Here is a 25,777-nt window from a genome sequence, read left to right as displayed (position 1 = left end):
GACCTTCAGCTTATCCGCCCGCGGGAGGTGGCTCGTCCAGGAGGATGCGCTCCAGCTCCGGGCGGCCCGGGAGGCTGGCGGGGCGGACGCTCTCTCCGCTGCGTACGAAGAGGAAGGTGGCCGTGACGTCGGTGAGCGGCAGCCCGTGCAGTTCGGCCCAGGCCAGCCGGTAGACGGCGAGCTGGAGGGGGTCTGCGGTGTTGGTGCGGCTGGTCTTCCAGTCGACGATCTCGTACGTGTCCCCCGTGCGGTACACCGCGTCGATGCGGCCGCGGATCACCCGGCCGGCCAGGGTGATCTGGAAGGGCGTCTCGACGCGGTACGGGGTCCGGCGGGCGTACGGGGTGCGCTCGAAGGCCTCCTTGAGCTCGGCGAGATCGCGCTCGTCGGCGATGTCGGCGTCGCTCTCGTCGCCGCCGGGCAGCTCGTCGGGGCCGAGCATGGGCAGCGGCAGCTCCTCGAACCGGGACTCGACCCAGGCGTGGAAGCGGGTGCCGCGGCGGGCTGCGGGCTGCGGGGGTCGGGGCATGGGGCGGGCCAGTTCCTGGGCGAAGCCGTCGGGGTCGTCGGCCAGGCGCAGCAACTGGGTGGCGGAGAGCGAGGCGGGCACGAGGACGTCACGCACGGTGGCGCGGGCACGGCGCAGCTCCCCGGCCAGGGCGTCGAGGTCGCGGTCCCAGGACGCGAGGGTGCGGGACTCCTCGGGGGTGAGGCGCGAGGGGACCCGCTCGGGTGCGCGGGCGGCCGGGACGTGCGGGGCGGGGGAGGCAGAGGAGGTGGCAGGCGAGGCGTCGTCGGGCAAAGGGGCATCGCCCAGGAAGGGGTCGTCCCCGGGAAACAGCTCCTCGTCCGGGAACGGCTCCTCGTCCGGGAACGGTTCGCCGTCCGGGAAGACCTCGTCGAAGGGGGGCTCGTCCGACGGGGGCGGGCGCTCCGCCTCCGCATACACATCGGGCACCGGGCCCGCAGTGGCCAGCGCCTCCAGGTGGGCCATCACCGTGTCCGCGGCGGCCCGGCGGCGGGCCAGCGCGGTGTCGTCGAGCGGCAGCGGCCAGGCGTGGTCGGCCGTGGCCTCCCCCAGGGCCGGGTTCTCCTCGTCCTCGGCCGGCTCGTCCGCCCAGGCCTCGATCTCGCCGTGCCCGGCCGCGCAGTGCTCGTACAACGCGTCCAGGAAGGCGGACGGCCCGCGCGGCTTCTTCTGGCTCGGGCCCCACCAGTGGCCGGAGCCGAGCAGCAGGGTGCGGGGCCGGGTGAAGGTGACGTAGCCGAGGCGGAGCTCCTCGGTGTGCTGGTGCTCCTTCATCTCCTCCTTGAAGCCCTTGAGCCCCTTGGCGTCGAAGGAGTGGAGGACGGGCAGCGTGGCCGTGTCGCCGCGCAGGGCGTGCGGGAGGACCTGGGACTGGGAGGTCCAGGCGTCACGGGACTGGCCGCTGGGGAACTGGCCGGTGACCAGGCCGGGCACGGCGACGACGTCCCATTCGAGGCCCTTGGACTTGTGGGCGGTGAGGACCTTGACGGTGTTCTCGCCGCCGGGCAGTGCGTTGTCCAGGCCCTTCTCGTACTGCGCGGCGGTGCGCAGGAAACCGAGGAAGGCGAGGAGCGTGGCCTCCCCGTCGACTGCGGCGAACCGGGCGGCGACGTCGAGGAAGTTGGCGAGGGTCTCGCGGCGGCGGGCGGCCAGGGCCTGCGGCGAGGCGGAGAGTTCGACCTCCAGGCCGGTGGTGGCGAGGACCCGGTGCAGTACGTCCATCAGCGGATCGGCGAGCGAGCGGCGCAGGTCACGCAGCTCGGTGGCCAGGCGGGCGAAGCGGATCCTGGCCTCGACGGAGAACGGCAGGCGGTCGTCCTGCTCGCCGCCGGAGTCGAGGAAGGTGTCCAGGGCGTCGGCCAGGGAGGTCACCTCGGCCGGGTCGACGCCCTCCACGGCCTCGGCGAGCCGGCGGTCGGGGTCGAAGTCCTCGTCGTCGCCGTGGGAGGCGCGATGGACGAGGAGGCGGGCGCGGCGGCCGAGCAGTGCCAGGTCGCGCGGGCCGATCCGCCAGCGGGGGCCGGTGAGCAGCCGGACCAGGGAGGCGTTGGCCCCCGGGTCCTGGAGGACCTCGCAGACGGCCACGAGGTCGGCGACCTCGGGGAGGTGGAGCAGCCCGGAGAGGCCGACGACCTCGACCGGGATGTCCCGGGCGACGAGCGCGGCCTGGATCTCGGGGAAGTCGCCCGCGGTGCGGCACAGGACGGCGATCTCGCCGGGGGACTTGCCGGTGCGCACGAGGTGGGCGATCGAGTCGGCGAGCCAGCCGATCTCCTCGGCGTGGGTGCGCAGCAGGGCGCAGCGGACGAGGCCGTCGCGCTCGGCGCCCGGTGCGGGGCGCAGGGCCTCGACGCCCTCGTGCATGGCGCGCAGGGGGGCGGCGAGTCCGTTGGCGAGGTGGAGGAGGCGGCCGCCGCTGCGGCGGTTCTCGCTGAGGGAGTAGCGGGCGGCCGGGGTGCCGTCGGCGTGCGGGAAGTGGCTCGGGAAGTCGTCGAGGTTGGCGACGGAGGCGCCACGCCAGCCGTAGATGGCCTGGCAGGGGTCGCCGACCGCGGTGACGGCGTGTCCGGACGCGACGCCGTCGGGGCCGCTGCCGAAGAGGGCGGAGAGCAGGAGGCGCTGGGCGACGGAGGTGTCCTGGTACTCGTCGAGCAGGACGACCCGGTACTCCTCGCGCAGGATCGCTCCGACCTCGGGACGGGTGAGGGCGAGCTGGGCGGAGAGGGCGATCTGGTCACCGAAGTCGAGGAGGTCGCGGCTGCGCTTCGCCTCCCGGTAGCGCCGGGTCAGCGAGAGCAGCTCGCGGCGGGCTTCGGCGGTCTCGGGGATCTTGCGCAGTTCCGCGTTGCTGAGCTTGGCGGTCTCCAGGGTGCGGAGCAGCTCGGTGTCGTACTCCGTGAGCTGTTCGGGACGTACGAGGTGTTCGGCGAGCTCGGCATCGAGGGCGAGCAGATCACTGACCAGGGTGGGGAACGACCTGGTCAGGGCCGGGTAGGGGCCGGGCGCCTCGCGCAGCACGCGGGCGGCGAGCTGGTAGCGGGTGGCGTCGGCGAGGAGGCGGGTGGTGGGTTCGAGCCCTATCCGCAGCCCGTGCTCGGTGAGAAGCCGGCCGGCGAAGGCGTGGTACGTCGAGATGCCGGGTTCGCCTGGCGGGTTGTCCGGGTCGATGACGTCCGGGTCGGTGACCCCGGCGGCGATCAGGGCCTTGCGGACGCGCTCGGCGAGCTCGCCTGCCGCCTTGTTGGTGAAGGTGAGCCCGAGGACCTGCTCGGGGGCGACCTGACCGGTCCCGACCAGCCACACGACACGGGCCGCCATCACCGTGGTCTTCCCCGACCCGGCTCCGGCGACGATCACCTGCGGAGCGGGCGGCGCGATGATGCACGCCGTCTGCTCCGGGGTGAAGGGAATCCCGAGAAGCTCCTTGAGCTGCTCGGGATCGGTGATACGTGAGGACACTCCACAGAGGCTAACCGGAGGGACCGACAACCCACGAAGCCGTGAGGAGGGACCCGTCCCCCGGCGCCCCGCGCCGGGTGATCGTCCGGGACGTGGCGGCGCGGCGCCCCGGCTCAGCGCACCCCGAGGAGTCCGGAAGCGCCTCCCCCACTACTGCGACGAGGACATCAATATCCACGTCCTGGTGACGCGCAAGCCGTGGGAGAAGGTCTAAATTGGCTGCTTGTCGCATCAACAGCCTTACGAGGACGGTCATATGAGCGCCGACGCACCCGCCCCTGACGCCGCAGAGCTCAGGAAGCGCATCGACACCACGAAGGCGCACCCGGCACGCGTCTACGACGTCTTCCTCGGCGGCAAGGACAACTACCCGGCCGACCGGGAGGCCGCGGCCATGGCTCTGGCCGCCAATCCGCGCGGGTACCTCACCGTGCGGCACAACCGGGACTTCATGCGGCGTGCGGTCACGCTCGCCGCGAAGGACGGCATCCGGCAGTTCCTGGATGTCGGGACCGGGCTGCCGACCCAGCAGAACGTGCACCAGATCGCCCAGGCGATCGCCCCCGGCTCACGTGTGGTGTACGTCGACAACGACCCGGTCGTCCTCGTGCATGCGCAGGCCCTGCTCACCAGCGGGCCCGAGGGCCGCACCGACTACATCGAGGCGGACCTGCGCGACCCCGCCAAGATCCTCGAAGCCGCCCGCCGCACCCTCGACCTCGACCGGCCGGTCGCTCTCGTCCTCGCCGCCGTCCTCCACTTCATCGAGGACGACGAGGCCTACCCGATCGTCGAGCAGCTCCTCGACGCCCTGGCGCCCGGCAGTTTCCTCGTACTGAGCAATGTCAGCTCGGACCTCAACCCCGAGCAGGTCGGCCAGGTGACGAAGGCGTTCAAGGAGCGCGGTTTCGCCATGGTCCGCCGCTCGCACGCGCAGGTGGAGCGCTTTGTGACGGACAACGGTCTGGAGATGCTCGACCCCGGCGTCGTCCCGGTGCACCGCTGGCGTCCCGAGCAGGTCGTCGATCTGCCCGAGTCCGCCGACCCGGATCCGGAGTTCGTCGCGGGGCTGGACGACCTGGACCGGACGCGCTACCAGGGGATCAATGACGTCACCGACGCGGACGTCAGTGTGTACGGGGTGATGGCCCGCAAGCCCTGACAGCCCCCGGGGAGCGGTTCACTCCAGAACATGCCGCCCCTCCGGCTGCGCGCTGCACGAGGCTCTGAAGGTGCAGTGGGTGCAGTGCTGGCCGGTCGAGGGGGTGAACCGCTCGTCCAGGACCCGGCCGGCGGCGGTCGCCAGCAGATCGGAGACCCACTCGGTGTCGGGCGGCTGCTGGGCCTGCACCTTGGGGACGGCGTCGCCGCCCTCCTTCTTGGGGGCGGGCTGGCGCAGCTGTACGAGTTCGGCGCCCCCGGATTCGGGGCGCGTGCCGTCGAAGACCTCGTCGACCGCACCTTCCCGGACCGCCAGCTGGTACACGGCGAGCTGGGGGTGACGGGCGACCTCGTCCTTCGTCGGGGACTGTTTGCCGGTCTTGAAGTCGACGACGTAGGCGCGGCCGTCGGCGTCGCGTTCCACGCGGTCCATGGAGCCGCGAATGCGCACCTCGTACTCCCCCGCCTCCAGCGTCACGTCGAAATCGTGCTCGCTTGCGGCCGGGGTGCGGCCCGTGCGGTCCATAACGTGCCAGCGCAGGAAGCGTTCGAGGGCGATGCGGGCCTGCTGCTTCTCCTGCTGCGACTTCCACGGCGCGTCGAAGACCAGCCCGTCCCAGACCGAGTCGAGCCGCTCCATGAGGACGGCCAGATCGGCGGGCGTCCGGCCGGACGCCACCTCGTCGGCCAGTACGTGGACGACGTTGCCGAAGCCCTGGGCGGCGGTCGCCGGGGCGTCGGCCTTCACCTCGCGCCCGAGGAACCACTGGAGCGCGCAGGTGTTGGCGAGCTGGTCGAGCGCGCTGCCGGAGAGGGCGACGGGCTGGTCCCGGTCGCGCAGCGGGACGGCCGAGCGGGTCGGTTCGTACAGGCCCCACCACCGGTAGGGATGGGCCGACGGTACGAGCGGCTGTCCCTCGTCGTCACTGAGTGCCGCGAGGCGGGCGAGGCGGTGGGCAGCCTCCTCGCGCAGCGCGTCGGAGGCTTCGGGGTCGACGGTGGTGGCACGCAGCTCGGCGACGAGGGCGGCCACGGCGAGGGGGCGGCGCGGGCGGCCGGTGACGTCGCGGGGTTCGACGCCGAGCTCGGTGAGGAAGCGGGACGGCTGGTCGCCGTCGTCGGCGGGGGCCTTGACCGCCGTGACGACGAGGCGTTCACGGGCGCGGGTCGCCGCCACGTAGAAGAGGCGGCGCTCCTCGGCGAGGAGTGCGCCGGGGGTGAGGGGTTCTGCGAGACCGTCGCGGCCGATCCGGTCCGCTTCGAGCAGCGAGCCACGGCGGCGCAGGTCGGGCCAGAGGCCCTCCTGCACTCCGGCGACGACGACCATGCGCCACTCCAGGCCCTTGGAGCGGTGCGCGGTCATCAGCCTTACGGCGTCCGGCCGCACGGAACGCCGGGAGAGGGTGTCGGCGGCGATGTCCTGGGCGTCGACCTCCTCCAGGAAGTTGAGCGCGCCACGGCCGCCGGTGCGCTCCTCCGCCCGGGCCGCGGTGTCGAAGAGGGCGCACACGGCGTCGAGGTCGCGGTCGGCGTTGCGGCCGCCCGCGCCTCCGCGCAGCGCGGCGCGCTCCAGCCTGGCCGGCCATGGGGTGCCGGACCACAGTGCCCACAGTGCCTCCTCGGCGGTGCCGCCGCCTTCGAGGAGCTCGCGCGCCGTGCGCAGCAGTGCACCGAGGCGCTGGGCGCCGCGGGCGTACGCCGGATCGTGCGCCACGAGCCGCTCCGGTTCGGCGAGCGCACGGGCGAGCAGTTCGCCGGAGGGCGCGGGCACCCGGTTGCCGGCGGCGCGCTCGTCGTCGCGCAGGGCCCGGCCGAGCCGGCGCAGGTCGGCGGCGTCCATGGACCCCAGGGGCGAGGCGAGGAGGGTGAGCGCCGTCTCGGTGTCGAGCCAGGGGGCCGGGGCGTCGGCCTCGGCCCCGGACTCCACCGCCGGATCCGCTTCCACATCCGCGCCCCGGCGCAGAGCCGCCTCGGCCACGGAGCGCAGGGCCGTCAGCAGTGGGGCCACCGCCGGTTCGTGGCGCAGGGGCAGGTCGTCGCCGTCGACCTCCAGCGGCACGCCCGCCGAGGTCAGGGCCCGGCGCACCGCGGGGATGGTGCGGCCGCCCGCCCTGACCAGGACCGCCATCTCGTGCCACGGCACCCCGTCCTCCAGATGCGCCCGGCGCAGCAGGTCGGCGATGTTCTCGAGCTCCGTGGACGCGGTCGGGTAGGTGTACGTCTCGACACTGCCGCCCTCGCGGACGGCGCCGAGCTCCCGGTGGGCGCGGACCTTCGCCGACGGCAGCCGGGTGAGCGGCATCCGCCTGGTCAGCAGCCGGGTCGCGGCAAGCAGCCGTTCGCCGGAACGGCGCGAGGTGGTGAGGACGCCGACCGGGGCCGGGGCGCCGTCCGCGCGCCGGAACACGTCCGGGAAGTCGAGGATGCCGTTCACATCGGCGCCGCGGAAGGCGTAGATCGACTGGTCGGGGTCGCCGAACGCGATCAGGTTCCGGCCACCGCCGCCGCCGGGGGCGTTCCCCCGGTTCCCGGCCAGCGCGTGCAGCAGCCGCACCTGCGCCGGGTCGGTGTCCTGGTACTCGTCGACGAACACCGTGTCGTAACTCCCCGCCAGCAGCGCCGACACCTCGGGGCGCTCCGCGAGCAGCACCGCCCGGTGGACCAGCTCCGCGTAGTCCAGCACCCCCTGGGCGTCCAGCACGTCGAGGTACTCGGCGAGGAACGCGGCGGCGGCGCTCCAGTCGGGGCGGCCGGTACGCCGGGCGAAGTCGGCGAGGGCGTCCGGGCCCAGGCCCAGCTCACGGCTGCGGGCGAGCACCGCGCGCACCTCGTCGGCGAAGCCGCGCGTGGTCAGGCAGGCGCGCAGTTCGTCGGGCCAGCGGATGTGGGCGTGCCCCTGTTTCTCCAGGTCGAGCTGGCCGGCCAGCAGATCGCGGACGGTGACGTCCTGCTCCGGTCCGGAGAGCAGCCGCAGCGGGTCGGCGAAGAGATCGGCGTCCTGATGGGCGCGGACCAGGGCGTAACAGTAGGAGTGGAACGTGGTGGCCTGCGGGCCGCGGACGGCGCCGAGCCGGGCGGCCATCCGGTCGCGGAGTTCGACGGCGGCCTTGCGGCTGAAGGTGAGGATCAGCATGCGGGCCGGGTCGGCGCCCCTGGCGACGCGGGCGGCGACCGCCTCGACGAGCGTGGTGGTCTTGCCGGTGCCGGGCCCCGCGAGGACCAGCAGCGGGCCGCCTGGGTGGTCAACCACCGCCCGTTGCGCCGCGTCCAGGAGAGGGGGATCCACGGAGCCCGGCAGGGTGCGCACCAGCCTGTACGCGCCCGTGGTCCGACGCCGTGCCTGACGGTGCGGACTGTTCCGGGTGGTGGAGGAGGAGCTCACGTTGGGATCGCCGGTCCTGGTGGGTGTGCTGGGGGTGCTGGGGGTGAGGGCGCGGCGCGTACCGCGAACTGACGACGCTACTCCGGCGAGGCCGCCGATTGGGGCGGGACGGATGCGTGGATCGTCACGTTCCGCCGGGGCGGGCGGTGCTGCGCGGGCGAGGAGCTCGGCGCAGCCGGCGGGTCCGGCCGGGAGGGAAGGCTCCGACGGCCGGAGGAGTCCCGCCGGACCCACCGGACCGGACGGACCGGACGGACCCACCGGTGAGGAAAGCCCCGAGCCGCTCCGGCTTCGCGCTTCCTGTACGTCGTACGGGCCCGGCTCCGCCCGATGTGCCGCCGGATGGCGGAAGCTGTCAGGTGTGAGATCCCCCGCCGCCGTCCTCCGCCGTGCCCGGTCCGCCCGGTGCGCCGTCCCACCGTGCGCTCCGCATGTCGAGACGCGGAAGGTGGCCGTCCGCGGAGTGCGAGGCCTCGCGCAGCGGGGTGTTCTCCTCGCGGTAGTGATCCAGCGCCCGCAGCTCGTGGCCGGGCAGCAGCGCACCGTCGGCGCGCACCACGCGCCACCACGGCACCGCTCCCCCGTACAGCGCCATGACCCGGCCGACCTGGCGCGGGCCGCCGTCCCCCAGCCACTCCGCGATGTCGCCGTACGTCATGACGCGGCCGGGCGGGATCAGCTCGGCGACGTCGAGCACGCGCTCCGCGTACTCCGGCAACGCGTCGCCCGTCGGTTGTTCGCTCATCCGGCCCATCCTGCCGTACGCCACCGACAGTCCGGCCTGTTCCGTGTCCGGCCGGACACGGAGTGTGCGCGGGCGCGGAATGGAGCGTATCTTGCGCATCGCGCGCCCCCGCATCGCACCCTGATGCCCCCCTCCGCCCGCCGGCCGTGCCACCATCATGCGGGCGGTGACCGGTGATACGAGAACACGAAGACCAATCAGAGGCGACGAAGGAGCAGGGCGTGCAGCCACCGAAGGCGGCCGACGCCTCTGATGCCGAGCCGCACCCCGAGGAGGGCGGGCAGGAGCCCGGCGCCGGCCCGCAGCCCCCCTCGGATCATCTGGAGGGCTCGACGCTCTCGACCTCCGATGCGGCGCTGTCCGACCGTGTCTCGGGGGACGAACCCCTGCTCCCCGCGCGGGTGCACCGCCCCTCCGATCTGCTGCGGCTCCTCATCGGGGTCCTTGCGATCGTCGTGCTGTTCGCCGTCGCCGCATTCGCCCACGGCACGACGACCGGCCTCGAACAGGACATCAACAAGGGCACCGGACAGGCGCCCGATCTGCTCATCAAGATCGCCGGTCTCGTCTCCAGCATCGCCGTGCTGCTCGTCCCGGTGGCTTTCGCCATCGAGCGGCTGATCAAACGCGACGGGCTGCGGATCGCGGACGGCGTCCTGGCCGCCGTGCTCGCGCACGGGGTGACGCTCGCCACGGACCTCTGGGTCGCCAATTCCGCGTCCGGCACCGTTCAGGACGCACTGACCCAGCCGCAGCCCGGTGACGCGCTCACCGATCCCGTACACGGCTATCTCGCCCCCGTGATCGCCTATATGACGGCCGTCGGCATGGCGAGACGGCCGCGGTGGCGGGTCGTACTGTGGGTGGTGCTGCTGCTGGACGCCTTCGCGATGCTGGTGGGCGGCTACACGACCCCGTTCTCGATCATCCTCACGGTGCTCATCGGCTGGACGGTCGCGTACGGCACGCTGTACGCGGTCGGCTCGCCGAACGTCCGGCCGACAGGCCAGCACCTGATGGCCGGTCTGCGCCACGTCGGCTTCCGGCCGGTCACCGCGATGCGGGCCGAGGACGCGCCCGACTCGGGTGACCAGAGCGACCGCGGGCGCCGCTACGTGGTCTCCCTGGAGGACGGCCCACCACTCGACGTGACGGTCGTGGACCGCGAACAACAGGCGCAGGGCTTCTTCTACCGTGTGTGGCGCAGGCTCACCCTGCGCGGCATCACCCAGCGGCGTTCCATCCAGTCGCTGCGCCAGGCACTGGAGCAGGAGGCACTGCTCGCGTACGCGGCGATCGCCGCCGGCGCCAACGCCCCCAAGCTGATCGCCACCTCCGAGCTCGGTCCGGACGCCGTGATGCTGGTGTACGAGCACATCGGCGGGCGCTCGCTGGACGCGCTGGAGGACTCCGAGATCACCGACGACCTGGTGCGCGGTGCCTGGCGTCAGGTGAAGGCGCTCCAGTCGCGTCGGATCGCGCACCGCAGGCTCACCGGTGACGCCATCCTGGTGGATCGTTCCGGCAAGGTGTTCGTCACGGATCTGCGCGGTGGCGAGATCGCGGCCGGTGACCTGGTCCTGCGGATGGACATCGCCCAGCTGCTCACCACCACGGGTCTGCGGGTGGGCGCCGAGCGGGCGGTGGCGTCCGCACTGGCGGTGCTCGGCCCGGACGCCGTCGCGGACTGTCTTCCGCTGCTCCAGCCGATCGCCCTCAGCCGCTCCACCCGCGCCCACCTGCGCAGGCTCGCCCGGGAACGGTCGCAGCGCGAGCGCGAGGCCGTACTGGACGCGTCGGACGCGGCGAAGCGGGCCCGGTCGCAGGACGCGGAGCGTCCCGACGACGCCGGCCGCAAGTCCGCCCGCAAGTCGCAGCGCACCGAGAAGCAGGCCGAGAAGCGCGCCATGGACGACGCGCTGGACGGGGCCCGCGAGGAGGATTTGCTCTCCCAGATCCGCCAGGAGGTGCTGCTGATCCGGCCGCAGGCCCCGGTCGAGCCGGTCCGTCTGGAGCGCATCAAGCCGCGCACCCTGTTCAGCTTCATCGCCGGTGCCATCGCCGCGTACTTCCTGATCTCGCAGGTCACCGAGGCCGACTTCGGCGCGGTCGTCGAGCAGGCGGAGTGGGGCTGGGTGGCGGCCGCGCTCGGCTTCTCGGCGCTCAGCTACATCGCGGCCGCGATGAGTCTGCTGGGCTTCGTGCCCGAACGGGTGCCGTTCAGCAAGACGGTGCTGGCTCAGGTCGCCGGCTCGTTCGTGAAGATCGTGGCCCCGGCCGCGGTGGGCGGGGTCGCACTGAACACCCGGTTCCTCCAGCGTTCCGGCGTGCGTCCGGGGCTCGCGGTCGCGAGTGTCGGCGCCTCACAGCTGTTCGGTCTCGGGTGCCACATCCTGCTGCTCGCCGCGTTCGGGTACCTGACCGGTACGGAGAAGACGCCGTCCTCGCTCACTCCGTCCAGGACCGTGATCGCGGGGCTGCTGACGGTCGCCGTGCTGGTACTGGTGGTGACGGCGATCCCGTTCCTGCGGAAGTTCGTGGTGACCCGGGTGCGGTCGCTGTTCGCCGGAGTCGTACCGCGCATGCTCGATGTCGTGCAGCGGCCGCAGAAGCTGCTCACCGGCATCGGCGGGATGCTGCTGCTGACCGGCCTGTTCGTGATGTGTCTGGACGCGTCCGTCCGGGCGTTCAGCGGTCCGGACACGCCGCACCTCAGTTACGCGAGCATCGCGGTGGTCTTCCTCGCCGGCAACGCCCTGGGGTCGGCCGCGCCGACCCCGGGCGGCATGGGCGCGGTCGAGGGTGCGCTGACCCTCGGTCTGATCGCGGTCGGCCTGCCGAAGGAAGTCGCGGCGCCTGCGGTACTGCTGTTCCGGCTGATGACGCTGTGGCTGCCGGTGCTCCCCGGCTGGCTCTGCTTCAACCATCTGACGCGCAAGGGCGAGCTTTAGGCAGTCCGCCGACACGGCCTGAGACCTCTCGTTTGGACCGGCGCCCCGTGCACCCCCCGGGGCGCCGCCGCACGATGGAGCGATGAGGACCTCCCATGCCCTGCGCGCCGCGGCCCTCGCCGCCACCGTGACCGTGCTGCTCCCCCTCGCCGGCTGTTCGGACGGGGGCGGCAAGGAGAGCCCGCCCCGCCCCGCCGAGGCCGCCGCGACCACCACCCCCGCCGGCCTCGCATCCCAGCAGTTGAAGTGGACGCCGTGCCCCGCCCCCTCCCAGGCACAGGGCGGCGGAGCCTCGCCCTCCCCACTGCCCGGCGGGGCCGTCTGGGAGTGCTCGTTCATGAATGTCCCGCTCGACTACGCGGAGCCGGACGGCGACACCGTCGAGCTGGCGCTGGTCCGCGCGAAGGCGATGGACGCGAAGAAGCGGATCGGCTCGCTCATCTTCAACTTCGGCGGCCCCGGCGCTTCGGGTGTCGCCACCCTGCCCGCCTTCGGCACGGAGTACGACAAGCTCCGCACGCGGTACGACCTGGTGAGCTTCGACCCGCGCGGAGTCGGCCGCAGCGCGGGCGTGGAGTGCGAGGACGACGCGCAACTGGACGCGCGGTACGAGGGCGACGGCACGCCGGACGACGCGGCGGAGGAGAAGGAGTTCACCGAGTCCACGAAGACGTACGTGAACGCCTGCGAGAAGAACTCGGGCAAGGAGCTCCCCTTCGTGGGGACGACGAACGCGGCCCGCGACATGGACCTGATGCGCCAGGTCCTCGGCGACGACAGGCTCTACTACTTCGGCATCTCGTACGGAACCGAACTGGGCGGCGTCTACGCGCACTTGTTCCCCGGACACGTCGGCAGATCGGTCCTGGACGCGGTGGTCGACCCGACCGAGGACGCCGAACAGTCCTCACTCGGCCAGGCCAAGGGCTTCCAGCTCGCCCTGGACAACTTCGCCGAGGACTGTGTGGACCGGGGCGACGCCTGCAAGCTGCCCGGTGCCACCGCCGAGGAGGTCGAACAGGGGGTGTCCGGCCTCCTCGACCGGCTGGAGAAGGAGCCCGTACCGGGCATCGGTTCCCGGAAGCTGACGCAGACGCAGGCCACCACCGGCATCGCGGCGGCGCTCTACTCCAAGGAGACCTGGCCCCTGCTGGAGCAGGGCGTGGACGAGGCCGACGGCGGCGACGGCGCACTGCTCCTCGCCCTCGCTGACTCCCTCAACGGGCGCTCCGAGGACGGCCACTACGACAACTCCGCCGCGGCCAACACCGCCATCAACTGCGCCGACTCCAAGCAGCGGTTCACCCTCGACCAGACCAAGGAGAAGCTTCCCGCGTTCCACGACGCCTCACCGGTCTTCGGCGACTACCTCGGCTGGGGTCTGATGGCGTGCACCGGCTGGCCGGTGGCGGGCGCCTGGGACACCCCGGACGTCAGCGCCGAGGGCGCGGCCCCGGTCCTGGTCATCGGCAACACCGGCGACCCGGCGACTCCGTACGCGGGCGCGAAGGCGATGGCCGAGGAGCTGGGCGAGGGCGTCGGCGTGGAGATGACGTACAGGGGCGAGGGCCACGGCGCGTACAACAGCGGCAGCTCCTGTGTGCAGAAGGCGGTGGGCGGCTACCTCCTGGACGGAAAGGTGCCGGCCGACGGGACGGTCTGCCGATAGGCGTGCCGGTCCGCGCGCCTACCATGGGCGCGAACTGCCGGACGGGCAGGCACGACGGGGAGGGACGTACACGTGGTCGCATACGTACGGGCGGGGGCGCTGGCCGCCACCGCACTGCTGCTGACGGGAGTGCTCGCGGGCTGCGAGGACGGCACGGACGACAAGCCGGGCAAGCAGGCGGACGGCACCACGGCTTCGGCCGGCTCACCGTCCGCCGCCCCGTCGGCCGAGGCGAGCGACAAGCCCCTGCCCGCCTCCCTCACCTCGCAGCGCCTGGACTGGAACCGCTGCGAGGCCTCCGAGGGCGGCAGCGCCCCGGGCTCGGCCTGGCGCTGCACGATGGTCAAGGTCCCGCTGGACTACGCGAAGCCGGACGGAGACACGATCGGGATCGCGCTGATCCGCAAGGAGGCCCGGAACAAGGGCCGGCGACTCGGCTCGATGCTGTTCAACTTCGGCGGACCGGGCGGCTCGGGCGTCTCCATCCTGCCGCGCGCCGCCGGTTCGTACGGAACGCTCAACACCCGCTACGACCTGGTGGGTTTCGATCCGCGCGGGGTGTCACAGAGCGCCGGGGTGCGGTGCCGCACGGACCGGGAGCAGGACAGCGCCAACCGGAACGTCGACATGACGCCGGACACGGCGGCGGAGGAGGCGGCGTTCATGAAGGACGGCGCCGGCTTCGGCGCGGGATGCGAGAGCCGCTCGGGCAAGGTCCTGCCGTTCGTCGGCACGACGAACGCCGCCCGGGACATGGACCTGATCCGCGAGGTCCTCGGTGACAAGAAGCTGACGTACTTCGGTATGTCGTACGGCACCGAACTGGGCGGCACCTACGCACATCTCTTCCCCGAGAACGTGGGCCGCACCGTCTTCGACGCCGTCGTCGACCCGACCGCGGACAGCACCGGTCACGCCCGCAACCAGACCACCGGCTTCCAGCGGGCACTGGACAACTACCTCAAGGACCGCGGCCAGGACCCCGAGAAGGGGACACAGCGCATCGCCGCACTGCTGAAGCGGATCGACGCGAAGCCGCTGCCGACCGGTACGGGCCGCGAGCTCAACGAGTCGCTGGCGATCACCGGCATCGTGCTGCCGCTCTACTCCAAGGACAGCTGGCCGACGCTCACGCAGGCCCTGGACGAGGCGGAAGGCGGCACCGGCTCCATGCTGCTGCAGCTCGCCGACTCGTACAACGGCCGCGACGAGAAGGGCCATTACGACACCCAGAACCACTCGCAGCGCGCCATCTCCTGCGCGGACTCCAAGGCCCGGCCGACGGCGGCCGAGGCGAAGGCGTTGCTGCCCGAGTTCAAGAAGCTGTCCCCGGTCTTCGGCCCGTTCCTGGCCTGGGACACGGCGGGCTGGTGCTCCGACTGGCCGGTGGCGGGCGAGCACGACACCCCGGAGGCGAGCGCTCCGGGCGCCGGTCCGATCCTGGTCGTGGGCACGACGGGCGACCCGGCGACCCCGTACGAGGGTGCGCGGAAGATGGCGGACGAGCTGGGCAAGGGCGTCGGCATCCTGCTCACCAACAAGGGTGAGGGGCACGGCGCCTACGGCGGCAACACCTGTGTGACGTCGACGGTGGACACGTACTTCCTGGACGGGAAGGTACCCACGGACGGCAAGACCTGTTCGTAGCGCAACCGTGTGCACGCCGAAGGGGCCGGCCCGCATGATGCGGACCGGCCCCTTCGAAGCATTCAGCCTCTAAGGCCTCTCGTGTGGATCGTGCCGGGCTCGCGGGCTCCGGCCTGATCCAAACGGAAGACCCTAGTACACCGGCTTCTCGGGCTCGATCGTGTTGACCCAGCCGATCACGCCGCCGCCGACGTGCACCGCGTCGGCGAAGCCCGCCGACTTGAGGACCGCGAGGACCTCGGCGCTGCGGACACCGGTCTTGCAGTGCAGCACGATGCGCTTGTCCTGCGGAAGGTCCTGGAGGGCGTTGCCCATCAGGAACTCGTTCTTCGGGATCAGCTTCGCGCCGGGGATCGAGACGATCTCGTACTCGTTCGGCTCACGGACGTCGATGATCTCGATCTTCTCGTCCGCGTCGATCCACTCCTTGAGCTGCTTGGGAGTGATCGTGGAGCCGAGCGCCGCCTCCTGGGCCTCCTCGGACACGACGCCGCAGAAGGCCTCGTAGTCGATGAGTTCGGTGACGGTCGGGTTCTCGCCGCAGACCGCGCAGTCGGGGTCCTTGCGGACCTTGACCTGGCGGTACTGCATCTCCAGCGCGTCGTAGATCATCAGCCGGCCGACGAGCGGGTCACCGATGCCGGCGAGCAGCTTGATGGCCTCGTTGACCTGGATGGAGCCGATGGACGCGCAGAGCACGCCCAGGACACCGCCCTCGGCGCAGGACGGAACCATGCCGGGGGGCGGCGGCTCCGGGTAGAGGCAGCGGTAGCAGGGACCGTGCTCGGACCAGAAGACGGACGCCTGGCCGTCGAAACGGTAGATCGAACCCCAGACGTACGGCTTGTTCAGGAGCACCGCGGCGTCGTTGACGAGATAGCGGGTGGCGAAGTTGTCCGTGCCGTCCACGATCAGGTCGTACTGGGCGAAGATCTCCATCACGTTCTCGGCTTCGAGCCGTTCCTCGTGAAGGATCACGTTCACCAGCGGGTTGATGCCCAGCACCGAGTCCTTGGCGGACTGGGCCTTGGACCGGCCGATGTCGGCCTGGCTGTGGATGATCTGGCGCTGCAGGTTCGACTCGTCGACCTCGTCGAACTCCACGATGCCGAGCGTTCCGACACCGGCGGCGGCCAGGTACATCAGAGCCGGGGAGCCGAGACCGCCGGCGCCCACACAGAGCACCTTCGCGTTCTTCAGCCGCTTCTGCCCGTCCATCCCGACATCCGGGATGATCAGGTGGCGGGAGTACCTGCGGACCTCGTCGACGGTGAGCTCAGCAGCTGGCTCGACCAGGGGTGGCAGCGACACAGGAACCTCAACAATGCAGGTGGTCGGTTTCTACGTACTTCGGCTACGTACGGTTGTTCTTGCCGTAACACTGCCACGCCCCCTCTCATTCCGAGATACCAGGTCCGATCCGCGAGACAATTTCGTCCCAGTACCTGGGCAGAGTCGCGAATGGATCACTTTGTCCGCGTCCCTTTCCCGGATCCGCCTCTCCGGTGCGGTCCGTGAAGAAGATCGTCCCGGCACCCTGCCAGCGGGCGATGCGCACCGCCTCGTCCAGATGGGTGCGCGGGACGCCGTGGACGAAGTGGGCGAATCGGCCGGGCGGGTAGGCGGCGGTCCACTCCGCCACCTGCGACCAGCGGTAGTCGGTCCACGCGCCGCGGAAGGTGACGAGCTGGTCGGCGGCCTCCGCGTAGCCCGGATACGGATGGGTGTCGTGCCCGAGCACCAGATGCCCGCCGTGCTGCGCGCCATGCTGCGCGCTGTCGCTGTCCGCCAGGAGGGCGGAGAGGGTGCTGGTGAGACGGCGGACGGCCGGGAGGTCCTGGCGCTCGGCCGGGCAGCGGTCCAGGTAGAAGCCGTCGACGCGGTACCAGTCCAGGTAGGACCGCGCGTCGGCGACCAGCTCGCCGAAGGGCCGGTTGCCCTGGACCAGGTCGAGCCGGCCGAGCAGCCGTCCGGCCGAGGCCCGCACGGCGTCGAGCGGTTCCTCGCCGTGCACGGCCCGTTCGCGGGCGTTGCGGAGCCGGCCCGCGGCTTCCAGGCAGTGCGGGTCGGGGCGGGCACCGGGGCCGTTGTCGATGTCGAGGACGGCCCAGTGCAACGGGGTTCCGGGGCGGGCGAGTTCAGCCCATTCGACCGGTGCGAGCAGCGGGTGGGCGTACCCCGGGACGCCGAAGCCGAGCTGTTCGGCGCCGCTGGTGCGGCGTGCGGTGCCGGTACTGGTCAGATACGGCACGCCGCCTCCATCCAGATGTCGGCGAGGGACTCCTCCAGATTGATCCGGGGGCGCCAGCCGAGCCGGTCCCTGGCGGTGCGCACGTCAGCCTGCTGCCAGGCACCGCAGCCGTCCGGGTAGGGGGACGGGGTGACCGCGAGGTGCTCCATGACCGATTCGGCGGAGGTCCGCGGGGCACCGATGGGCAGGCGGGCGGGGGGCGTGTCCAGCTCGTGGAGTGCGCCCGCGTATCCGGCGACCTTGGCGAGGACGGCCGCGGCGTCGCGCAGGCGCACGGCCCGCCCGGTGCCGATGTTGACGACGCCCTGCGCAGCGGAGAGCGAGGCCGCGTGCACGGCGCGTGCGACGTCCCGGACGTCGACGAAGTCGCGCTGTACGCCGAGGCCGCTGAGCTTCAGCTCGCCGTCGCCCGACTGCATGGCGCGGCGCATCGCCTCGGCGAGCCGGCCGAGCGGGGAGCCGGCCGGGGTGCCGGGGCCGACCGGCGAGAAGACCCTCAGCACGACCGCGTCGAGGCCGGAGCCGAGGACGAGTTCGGTGGCGGCGAGCTTGCTGACGCCGTACGGGCCGCCGGGACGGGGAATGGCGTCCTCGGCCGTGGACGAACCGGGCTGCGAGGGTCCGTACTCCGAGGAGCAGCCGACCTGGACCAGCCGGGCGGTGCAGCCGCTGCGCCGCATCGCCTCGCAGACCGTGGCGACGGCGACGGTGTTGTGACGGGTCAGGTCGCGGGCCCCGCCCCGGGTGGCGCCGGCGCAGTTGACGACGACTCCGGGGTGGACGGCGTCCAGGAAGCGAGTGAGCGCTCCCGGGCTGCCGCCGGCGAGGTCGAACCGTACGTCGGCGTCGTCGCCGCGGCCGAGCGCCGTGAGGTGGACGGCGGGGTCGGCGAGCAGCCGGTCGGCCACGAACCGGCCGAGGAATCCGTTGGCTCCGAGCAGCAGCACCCTCATCGCGCGCCCCCTCGGTGCCGACGGCGGGCTGCCGGTGCGAGGTATTGGGGGGTCATGTCCGGTGTCTCCTTGAGCAGTTGTGTGCGGTTCGGGAAGAGGCCCGCGGCGTCGGCTCCGCGGGTGTTCTGGTGTGCGGGGGTGTTCTGGTGTGCGGGGGTCAGGCGGCGGTGTGGGCGGACGCCCGGGAGAGTGCGACGGTGGCGGTGGTCAGCAGGCCGAGCGCGGCCGCGCCGCAGGCGACGGCTGGTACGGCCCCGGTGCCCGCCGCCTCGACGAGCGCGTCCACGGGGCGGGCGAGGGCATCGAGGCCGGGCAGCCGGCCGGCCAGGACGAGGGCGGGGGCGGCGGCCTCGACGGCACAGGCGGCGGCGAGGCCGGTGGCGGCCGGTTCGGGGAAGCCGTGGACGGTGAGGAGGCGGGCCAGCAGAAGCAGCACGCCCAGTGCCGCTGCCCCGACCGGGGCGCCGCCCGTACCGATCCCGAGCCGGGCCAGGTACAACAGCCCGCCGAGGACGCAGAGGAAGAACGCGACAGCGGCGAACAGCAGGGGGCGCACACCCGCGGCGAACTCCTCCAGCGCGCGGCTGCCGTTGAGTTTGCGGTGCGCGTGTACGGAGAAGAGGTGGGCGCACCAGGCTGCGGGAGCGACCGCCACGGCGAGGCCGAGCAGTGGCGCCGGGGTGATGTCCCAGGGACCCTCGGGGCCGCCGCTGAGGACCTGGTGGAGCAGCGCGTCGCCGTACAGGACGTAGCCGAGCAGCCAGCAGCCGAACAGGCCCGCGGCGCCCGACGAGCGGCCGTCGGCGCAGAGGGGGCCGGTACGCAGGGCGAGCGCGAGCCCGACGAAGGCGAGGAGACCGCCGCCGATGCCGATGGCGAGCCGCGCCCCGCCGTCGAGCAGGCCCTCGGTGAGCCGCAGCGCGACGAAGGTCGCGAGGCAGGCGGCGCCGGGCAGCAAGGCCCGGAGCGACCATGCGGCGCGCGTGTCGATGTCGCGCGCCGGGGCGAAGGACGCGCCCACGGGCTCCCCCGCAACAGCCGGAACCCGCGCGAACAGCTCCTCGGCGAGCGAGAACACATCGCGGTGCCGGTAGCGGGCGGCGGTGCGGTCGGTGACTCCGTGGGCCTCCAGTCCGGCGGCGATCTCCAGGGGGTCGACGGCCCGCTCACAGAGCTCGCGGTGCCGGTGCATCAGGGATTTCACAGGATCGGCGGGCCCGCGCCGCCCGGTGGCGAGTTTGCGCGCCGGAGCGGTGTGGGCGACCTCGGGAGCCCGGGGGGTCGGGTGCTGCGCGGGGTCGTCGGGGGGCGTCAGGTCCTCGGGGGGCGTCGACCGCGGCGACGGATCCTCAGGGGCGGGGGACGCGTCGACAACGGCTTCGGGGGGTACGGGGGCAAGGGGCGCTGGGGTGGAGGTCGGCTCGGGCGCAGTCAGCCCGGGCGCGGTCGGCTCGGGCGCAGTCAGCCCGGGCGCGGTCGGCTCGGGCGCAGTCGGCCCGGAGGCGTGCGCGGGCGCAGTGTCGGGCTCGGGGTGCGGCGCGCTCCCGGAGGCGTCGTCCCGCGCCGGGCGCGCGCTCCCGGCACCGTCCACCGGGGCACCCGCTGCCCCGTCCGGTGGTGCGGCGGACAGCCCCCACGCCGGCTCCGAGACGTCCGTGAGCAGGGTCCCGGAGGCCGCCACCCATGAGCGATGGTCCCCGTTGCTGCTGGTCATCGGCGTGCCGAGCGCCTCGGGCACTTCGGTCGGGCGGCCCATCGTCGTTCCTCCGTGCTCGTCACCCAGCGCAGCGACTGCCCCGGGCGCACCGGTCGGACCCGGTCGGTTCGGGCGGCCCGGGGCGGCCGCTTCCTGGTCACACATCGCCGTCCCCCACGCCGTGCGCTCCCGCGCCGACTCCCTGCACGGCCCAGCTGGGCGTCCGCCCGGCCGCCCCCGGGCCGGGGCCGTCCCCAGGCTCCGCCCACAGACCGAGTACATGGGCCTCCGGCGGCGTGGCGAAGGGGCGCGGTACGCCACCGGCGTCCAGCACCGGCCCCCTGCGCACCGGCGCCTGCGAGATCACCTCCAGGTAAATGCCGCGAAATGCCGCGAGGTTCTGTTCGACGGTGAAGAGTTCGAGTGCGCGGGCACGCGCCGCCGCTCCCAGGCGCGCACGGCGCTCCGGGTCGCGCAGCAGAGCCAGGCAGGCGTCCGCGAGGGCCCGTGGATTGCGCGGCGGCACCACGAGTCCCGTACCGCCGATGACCTCGACGACCGCGCCGACATCCGTGGACACCGTCGCCCGGCCGCAGAACATCGCCTCGACCAGACTGATCGGGAAACCCTCGACCACGCTGGAGAGCACCACGACCCCGCCCGCCGCGTACGCCTGGACGAGATCGGGGACCTCGGCCCCACCGATGTCCTCGAAGGAGACCGGGCTGTCGCCGACGGCGTGCGCGTCCACGGCCTCGTCGGGGAACAACTGGGCTGCGAGCGACCGGCAGTGCGCGAGATAGGCGGCGCCCTCCGGCCCCTGGGCCGCCGCACCGATGATGCGCAACCGGGCGTCGGGCTCGGCCCTGCGCACCTCGGCGAAGGCGTGCAACAGGGCGATCAGGTCCTTGGCCGGCTCGATCCGGCCCACCCAGACCAGCGTGTCCGGGCCGCCCTCGTCCTCGCTCTCGCCGAGCGCCGCGAAGCGGCCCGACTCCATGCCGGGATAGACCGTGCGCACCTTGGCGGGTTCGGCGCCGCAACGCTCCTGCCAGCGGCGGGCGTGGGTGTTGCCGGGGGTGATGAGCGCGGCCTGCCGGTACACCTCGGCGGCGAGCCGCCCGTGGAAGTTGGCGAGCAGTGCGCGTACCGGCGCACTCACCGGCGCACCGGTGTCCGAGAGGTAGTGCGCGCGCAGCTGCACGGCGTGCTCGGTGACGAGCAGCGGCACCCCGAAGAAGCGCTTGGCCAGCAGTCCCGGCAGCGCGGCGGCCCCGCCGGACGCGGCATGGCAGAGGTCGACGGCGCCGAGGCTCTCCTCGTCGTACCAGTCGAGCGAGAGTGGGCGCAGCACCCGGTCGAGCTCCCGGGCGAAGGCGAGGAGATCGGGGACGGTGGCGGACTGGACGGTGCGTCCGGTGCCGTGGGCGCGGCAGGCGGTCTCAAGGATCCGCACCGCGGTCTCGGAGCGGAGGGCGGCCGGAAGCCCACCGTGCTCGCAAGCCAGTTCGGCGAGCCCGTAAAGGCCTTCCGTGAACTGGCCGTCCGCCGCCCGCGCGTCCGGGCCGCCCGCCACCGAACCGGGCGACGCACCGCTCTCCGCGCCGGCCGACCCGTCACGGCCGGAGTCCGCGGCGCCGTCGGCCACCCCGCCACGGCCGTCGCCGCCCGCGGCATCCGGCGACCCGCCGCGACCTGCGCCCTCGCCCCCGTCGCTCCGCTCGCCGCCCGTCGCACCCGCCACGCACACCGAGGCCGCGAGGGCCGTGAAGTGGGTGATGAAGCGCCGCCGTTCGCGCCGCCCGTACGTTCGCGCGCCCCCGCCGGTCAGCAGCCGCGGGAGCAGGCCTCTGGGGGCGTGGAGGCCGAGGGTGTCCTCGTCGGCGGTCCACAGGGGCGCCGTCCGCACCCGGCTGACCTGGACCGGGAGCTGGACCCAGCCCTGCGCCTCCTGTTCGGCGCTGCGGCTGAGCGCGAAGAGATCGAACTCGTGCTGCGCGAGCCCGCGCACCAGACGGTCGCACCAGAGTCTGGACTCACCGGACGCATACGGATAACCACCGTCTGTGAGCAATCCGATCCGCACGAGCACACCCCCGATCTCCCTTGTGAGCGGCCGCCGTTGGATCGGCGACTCGCAGCGGGACGACCGTAAGCGGATAGGCCCGTGGTGCGACGGACGGTTGTCCGTCGCACCACCGAAAGGGGTGAACCGGCGTAACTTTCCCACCCCGGTAGCGTTCTGTCGCGCTATGGAAGCGGTGGGTCACCTGCCGTCAGGCTGCGGCCAGCTCCTTGCGGGCCGCGCGGCGTACCGCCGCGAGGGCCGGATCGAGGGCGGGCACGGCGGCCAGCAACTGCCGGGTGTACGGGTCGCGGGGGTCCGCGTACACCTGCTCCACCGGGCCCTCCTCGACGATCCGGCCCCGTCGCATGACGGCGACCCGGTCGCTCACCTGCCGTACGACAGCGAGGTCGTGGGCGATGAAGACCAGGGCGAGCCCCAGCTCCTGCTGGAGTTCCGCCAGCAGGGCGGTCACCTGGGCCTGGGTCGTCACGTCGAGCGCGGAGACCGCCTCGTCGCAGACGATGAGTTCGGGCTCGGCGGCCAGGGCCCGCGCGATGCCGACGCGTTGGCGCTGGCCGCCGCTGAACTCGTGCGGATAGCGGTCGTACTGCTCCGGGTCGAGTCCGACACGCTCCAGCAGGTCCCTCACGCGCGCCCTGATCGCCTCCTCGTCGCGCTCCCCGCGCGCCCGCAGCGGGTCGGCGACCGACTCGCCGACGGAGCGGCGCGGGTTGAGCGAGGAGACCGGGTCCTGGAAGACCATCTGCACCCGGGCCGCCCGGCCGAGCCGGCCGGACGTGGGTTCCAGCAGACCGACGAGCATCCGCCCCAGGGTGGTCTTGCCGCTGCCGCTCTCGCCGACGATGCCGAGCGTCTCGCCGCGCCGGACGGTGAGGGAGACCCCGTCGACGGCGGCCAGGGCGGACTTCCCCCGGCCGAACACCTGCCGCACGTCCTCGGCCTCGACCAGCACCTCGGCCCCGGCGTGCGCCGCTCCCGCGGTCGCGGCGGCAGAGCCGCCGGGCCCGGGGTCGATGCGCGGCACGGCTGACAGCAGCGCCTTCGTGTACGGCTCGCGGGGCGCGCCGAGCACCTCGGCCACCGGCCCGCGTTCCACGGCTATCCCCGACCGCATGACGAGCACCTCGTCCACCGACTCGGCCGCCACGCCCACGTCATGGGTGACCAGCAGCAGTCCCATGCCCGTCTCGCGGCGCAGATCGTGCAGCAGGTCGAGGATCTGGGCCTGGACGGTGACGTCGAGCGCGGTCGTCGGCTCGTCGGCGATCAGCAGCTGGGGTTCGCACGCCAGCGCCATCGCGATCAGCGCCCGCTGGCGCATGCCGCCGGAGAACTCGTGCGGCCGGGACCGGGAGCGGCGCACCGCGTCGGGGATCCCGACCCGGTCCAGCACCTCCACGGCCCGGGCGCGCGCCGCCCGCCGGGTGACGCGGTGGTGCACGCGGTACACCTGGGCGATCTGGTCGCCGACCGCGTAGTACGGGTCCAGCGAGGAGAGCGGGTCCTGGAAGACCATCGCGGCCTTCGCCCCGCGCAGCCCCCGCAGTTCCGCGTCGCCCGCGGCCTGGACGTCCACTCCCGCGACCCGGACCGAGCCGCCGACCTTCGCACCGGTCCCCCGGTGCAGGCCGAGCAGCGCGTACGCCGAGGCGCTCTTTCCGGAGCCGGACTCGCCGACGACGCCGAGCGCGCCGCCCGCCTCCAGCGAGAACGACAGTCCGCGCACCGCGTGCACGTCGCCGAACGAGATCGAGAGATCGGTGACCTCGACGAGACTCATGACAGCACCACCCGTCGGTCGGCCATCGCCTGGAGGATGTCCGCGACGGCATTGGCAAGGACGACGAAGAATCCGGTGACGAGCACCAGACCGACGACGACCGGGAGGTCCACCTGCTTGACGGCCTCGACGAGTTCACGCCCGACGCCCGGGATCCCGAAGAGCGACTCGGTGAGCACGGCGCCGCCGAACATCGAGCCGACGTCGAGTGCGCCGAGTGCGATCACCGGGGCCAGGGCGCCGCGCAGCGCGTGCCGTCCGACGATCGTCCGCTCGCTGACCCCGTACGCCCTGAAGGTGCGCACATGGTCCTCGGCCAGCGTCTCCAGCATCGAGGCCCGGGTCATCCGGGCGTACGGGGCGGCGGAGATGAGCGCGAGCGAGATCCAGGGCAGCAGCAGGTTCCAGGCCCACTGCTCCGGGTCCTCGGTGAACGGGACGTAGTCGGGGAAGGGCAGGATCTGGAGCGCCGTGACGCAGATGATGATCAGCAGCAGGCCGATCACGAAGACGGGCGTGGCCATGCCGGCCAGGGTGATCCCGGTGAGGATGCGCTCGGTGAGGCGGCCGCGCCGCCACACCGAGAGCAGTCCGGTGCCGACCCCGAGCAGCATCCACAGCACGAAGGCCCCGACGGCGAGCGAGGCGGTGGCGGGCAGCTTGGCGAGGATCAGCTGGGTGACCTGCTGACCGCTCTGGTAGGAGAGTCCCAGGCACGGGGCCTGGCAGTGCACCACACCGGTTCCGGTGGAGTAGTCACGGCCCGCGACCAGGCTCTGGAGGAAGTGCGCGTACTGCACGTACACCGGATCGCCGAGGCGCAGTTGCTCGCTGACCTGGGCGACCTGCGCGGGCGAGCAGCGCGGTCCGCAGGCGATCTGCGCGACGTCGCCCGGGGCGACATAGAAGGCGGCGTAGACGACGACGCTCAGGGCGAGGAGGACGAACAGCGCCCCGCCGAGGCGTCGCAGCAGGAATCCGCTCATGCTCCTGCCTCCTTCTTGCGCCCGGTGCCGATCCGCAGCCGGGAGGCGGCGCGCGGGTCGAGCGCGGTGCGCACGCCCTCACCGAGGACGGTGAGCGCCAGCACGGTGACGAAGAGCAGCAGGGCCGGGATGAGCAGATAGGTGGGCGCCGCCTGGTACCAGGTGTCGGCGTCGCTGAGCATCTGTCCCCAGGACGGCGTGGGCGGTTTGATGCCGACGCCGAGGAAGGACAGGGCCGCCTCGACGACGATGTTGGCGGGGAAGAGCAGGACGGCGTACGTGATGACGGGTGCGGCCAGCGCGGGCAGCAGCTCGCGCCTGGCGATCTGCCAGGAGCCCCAGCCACTGAGCCGGGCGGCCGCGACGTGGTCGCGCGACTTGAGGGACAGCGTCTGGGCGCGCACGATCTTCGAGATCCCCGACCAGCCGACCAGGCCGACGATCACGGAGATCAGCACCGGGCGGGGGAAGCCCGCCGGGACGACGGCGAGCGCGCCGAGCGCGGTCACCATGACCGGCAGGGCGACCACGACGTCGGTGACCCGGCTCAGCGCCTGGTCGACGAAGCGCTTGCCGAGACCGGCCGAGAGGCCGATGACGACACCGATGGCCACCTGGAGCAGGGTCGCCCCGAGTGCGACGCCGAGCGAGACGCGGGCGCCGTACGCGACGCGGGCGAACAGGTCGCGTCCGGTGAGCGGTTCGACGCCGAGCCAGTGCTCGGCGCTGATCCCGCCGAAGGAGCCGAGCGGGACCCCGCCGGTGGCGGAGTCGACGAGGTCGGGGTGGTACGCGGTGGGGTTCTGGCCCTCGATGCCCGTGAGCAGCGGCGCGGCGAGCGCGAGGAGGACCAGCAGGGCGACGACGGCCGCCGCCACGAGGGCGGCGCGGCGGGCGCGCAGCCGCCGCCAGAACGGATGGGCCCCGGAGGCGGGGGCCGCGACGGCCCCCGCCTCCTTGACCAGCAGTGCTTCGGCCAT

Annotated in this window: 15 protein-coding genes; 4 read left to right on the top strand and 11 right to left on the bottom strand. The window is 72.9% G+C overall.

All coding sequences use genetic code 11. From position 1 onward, the window contains the following. Positions 1 to 10: 10 nt before the first annotated feature. Complete coding sequence (locus tag SH922_RS26560) at positions 11 to 3,487, bottom strand: UvrD-helicase domain-containing protein (protein ID WP_393060354.1); 3,477 nt, start codon at positions 3,485 to 3,487, stop codon at positions 11 to 13. A gap of 256 nt (positions 3,488 to 3,743) precedes the next feature. Between SH922_RS26560 and SH922_RS26555 the strand changes: the two genes are divergently transcribed. After that, complete coding sequence (locus SH922_RS26555; RefSeq protein ID WP_393060353.1) at positions 3,744 to 4,649, top strand: SAM-dependent methyltransferase; 906 nt, start codon at positions 3,744 to 3,746, stop codon at positions 4,647 to 4,649. 18 nt (positions 4,650 to 4,667) lie between these two features. Here the strand turns inward: SH922_RS26555 and SH922_RS26550 are convergent, their stop codons facing one another. Next, positions 4,668 to 8,030: an ATP-dependent helicase gene (locus tag SH922_RS26550; protein ID WP_393060352.1), complete on the bottom strand. Its 3,363-nt coding sequence runs from the start codon at positions 8,028 to 8,030 to the stop codon at positions 4,668 to 4,670. Between the two features lie 355 nt (positions 8,031 to 8,385). Further along, positions 8,386 to 8,775, bottom strand: coding sequence for an MGMT family protein (locus SH922_RS26545; RefSeq protein ID WP_393060351.1), 390 nt, complete (start codon positions 8,773 to 8,775; stop codon positions 8,386 to 8,388). Between the two features lie 221 nt (positions 8,776 to 8,996). Here SH922_RS26545 and SH922_RS26540 point away from each other — a divergent pair, with 221 nt between their 5' ends. The 3 genes from SH922_RS26540 to SH922_RS26530 all read left to right on the top strand — a co-directional run bounded on the left by SH922_RS26540 (position 8,997) and on the right by SH922_RS26530 (position 15,042). Next, positions 8,997 to 11,726 (top strand): lysylphosphatidylglycerol synthase domain-containing protein, encoded by a 2,730-nt coding sequence (locus tag SH922_RS26540; RefSeq protein WP_393060350.1) that lies wholly within the window; start codon positions 8,997 to 8,999, stop codon positions 11,724 to 11,726. A gap of 82 nt (positions 11,727 to 11,808) precedes the next feature. Next, the gene (locus tag SH922_RS26535; protein WP_393060349.1) at positions 11,809 to 13,395 is read left to right on the top strand and encodes an alpha/beta hydrolase; all 1,587 of its coding nucleotides are present in this window, start codon (positions 11,809 to 11,811) and stop codon (positions 13,393 to 13,395) included. Between the two features lie 72 nt (positions 13,396 to 13,467). Beyond that, a complete protein-coding gene (locus SH922_RS26530) occupies positions 13,468 to 15,042 on the top strand; it encodes an alpha/beta hydrolase (RefSeq protein WP_393060348.1) in 1,575 nt (524 codons plus the stop codon). Positions 15,043 to 15,174: 132 nt separating this feature from the next. Here SH922_RS26530 and moeZ read toward each other — a convergent pair whose 3' ends face one another. From moeZ to SH922_RS26490, 8 genes are all read right to left on the bottom strand, one after another. Then, the gene (gene moeZ, locus SH922_RS26525; protein WP_136329481.1) at positions 15,175 to 16,353 is read right to left on the bottom strand and encodes an adenylyltransferase/sulfurtransferase MoeZ; all 1,179 of its coding nucleotides are present in this window, start codon (positions 16,351 to 16,353) and stop codon (positions 15,175 to 15,177) included. A gap of 85 nt (positions 16,354 to 16,438) precedes the next feature. After that, on the bottom strand, positions 16,439 to 17,293 hold the full coding sequence (locus tag SH922_RS26520) for a spherulation-specific family 4 protein (RefSeq protein WP_393060347.1): 855 nt from the start codon (positions 17,291 to 17,293) through the stop codon (positions 16,439 to 16,441). Next, positions 17,281 to 18,246 carry an NAD-dependent epimerase/dehydratase family protein gene (locus SH922_RS26515; RefSeq protein WP_351002632.1) on the bottom strand — a complete coding sequence of 322 codons (966 nt, stop codon included), beginning with the start codon at positions 18,244 to 18,246 and terminating at the stop codon, positions 17,281 to 17,283. Before SH922_RS26515 ends, SH922_RS26520 begins: the two co-directional genes overlap by 13 nt. A 157-nt stretch (positions 18,247 to 18,403) precedes the next feature. After that, entirely contained in the window at positions 18,404 to 19,561 is a 1,158-nt protein-coding gene (locus SH922_RS26510; protein WP_393063697.1) for a hypothetical protein, read from the bottom strand. A gap of 538 nt (positions 19,562 to 20,099) precedes the next feature. Then, positions 20,100 to 22,028 carry a DUF3492 domain-containing protein gene (locus SH922_RS26505; RefSeq protein ID WP_393060346.1) on the bottom strand — a complete coding sequence of 643 codons (1,929 nt, stop codon included), beginning with the start codon at positions 22,026 to 22,028 and terminating at the stop codon, positions 20,100 to 20,102. Positions 22,029 to 22,218: 190 nt separating this feature from the next. After that, a complete protein-coding gene (locus SH922_RS26500) occupies positions 22,219 to 23,811 on the bottom strand; it encodes a dipeptide ABC transporter ATP-binding protein (RefSeq protein ID WP_393060345.1) in 1,593 nt (530 codons plus the stop codon). Further along, positions 23,808 to 24,797, bottom strand: coding sequence for an ABC transporter permease (locus SH922_RS26495; protein ID WP_393060344.1), 990 nt, complete (start codon positions 24,795 to 24,797; stop codon positions 23,808 to 23,810). Before SH922_RS26495 ends, SH922_RS26500 begins: the two co-directional genes overlap by 4 nt. Continuing rightward, on the bottom strand, positions 24,794 to 25,777 hold the full coding sequence (locus SH922_RS26490) for an ABC transporter permease (protein WP_393060343.1): 984 nt from the start codon (positions 25,775 to 25,777) through the stop codon (positions 24,794 to 24,796). Before SH922_RS26490 ends, SH922_RS26495 begins: the two co-directional genes overlap by 4 nt.

Origin of the sequence: Streptomyces sp. LN549, assembly GCF_043203805.1 — a bacterium.
Classification (GTDB): Bacteria; Actinomycetota; Actinomycetes; order Streptomycetales; family Streptomycetaceae; genus Streptomyces.
This window is presented reverse-complemented; position numbering and strand designations above follow the sequence as displayed.

Coding starts and splice junctions, on each gene's coding strand:
- SH922_RS26555 (WP_393060353.1), top strand. CDS start 3,744: ATGAGCGCCGACGCACCCGCCCCTGACGCCGCAGAGCTCAGGAAGCGC.
- SH922_RS26545 (WP_393060351.1), bottom strand. CDS start 8,775: ATGAGCGAACAACCGACGGGCGACGCGTTGCCGGAGTACGCGGAGCGC.
- SH922_RS26535 (WP_393060349.1), top strand. CDS start 11,809: ATGAGGACCTCCCATGCCCTGCGCGCCGCGGCCCTCGCCGCCACCGTG.
- SH922_RS26515 (WP_351002632.1), bottom strand. CDS start 18,246: ATGAGGGTGCTGCTGCTCGGAGCCAACGGATTCCTCGGCCGGTTCGTG.
- SH922_RS26500 (WP_393060345.1), bottom strand. CDS start 23,811: ATGAGTCTCGTCGAGGTCACCGATCTCTCGATCTCGTTCGGCGACGTG.
- SH922_RS26495 (WP_393060344.1), bottom strand. CDS start 24,797: ATGAGCGGATTCCTGCTGCGACGCCTCGGCGGGGCGCTGTTCGTCCTC.
- SH922_RS26490 (WP_393060343.1), bottom strand. CDS start 25,777: ATGGCCGAAGCACTGCTGGTCAAGGAGGCGGGGGCCGTCGCGGCCCCC.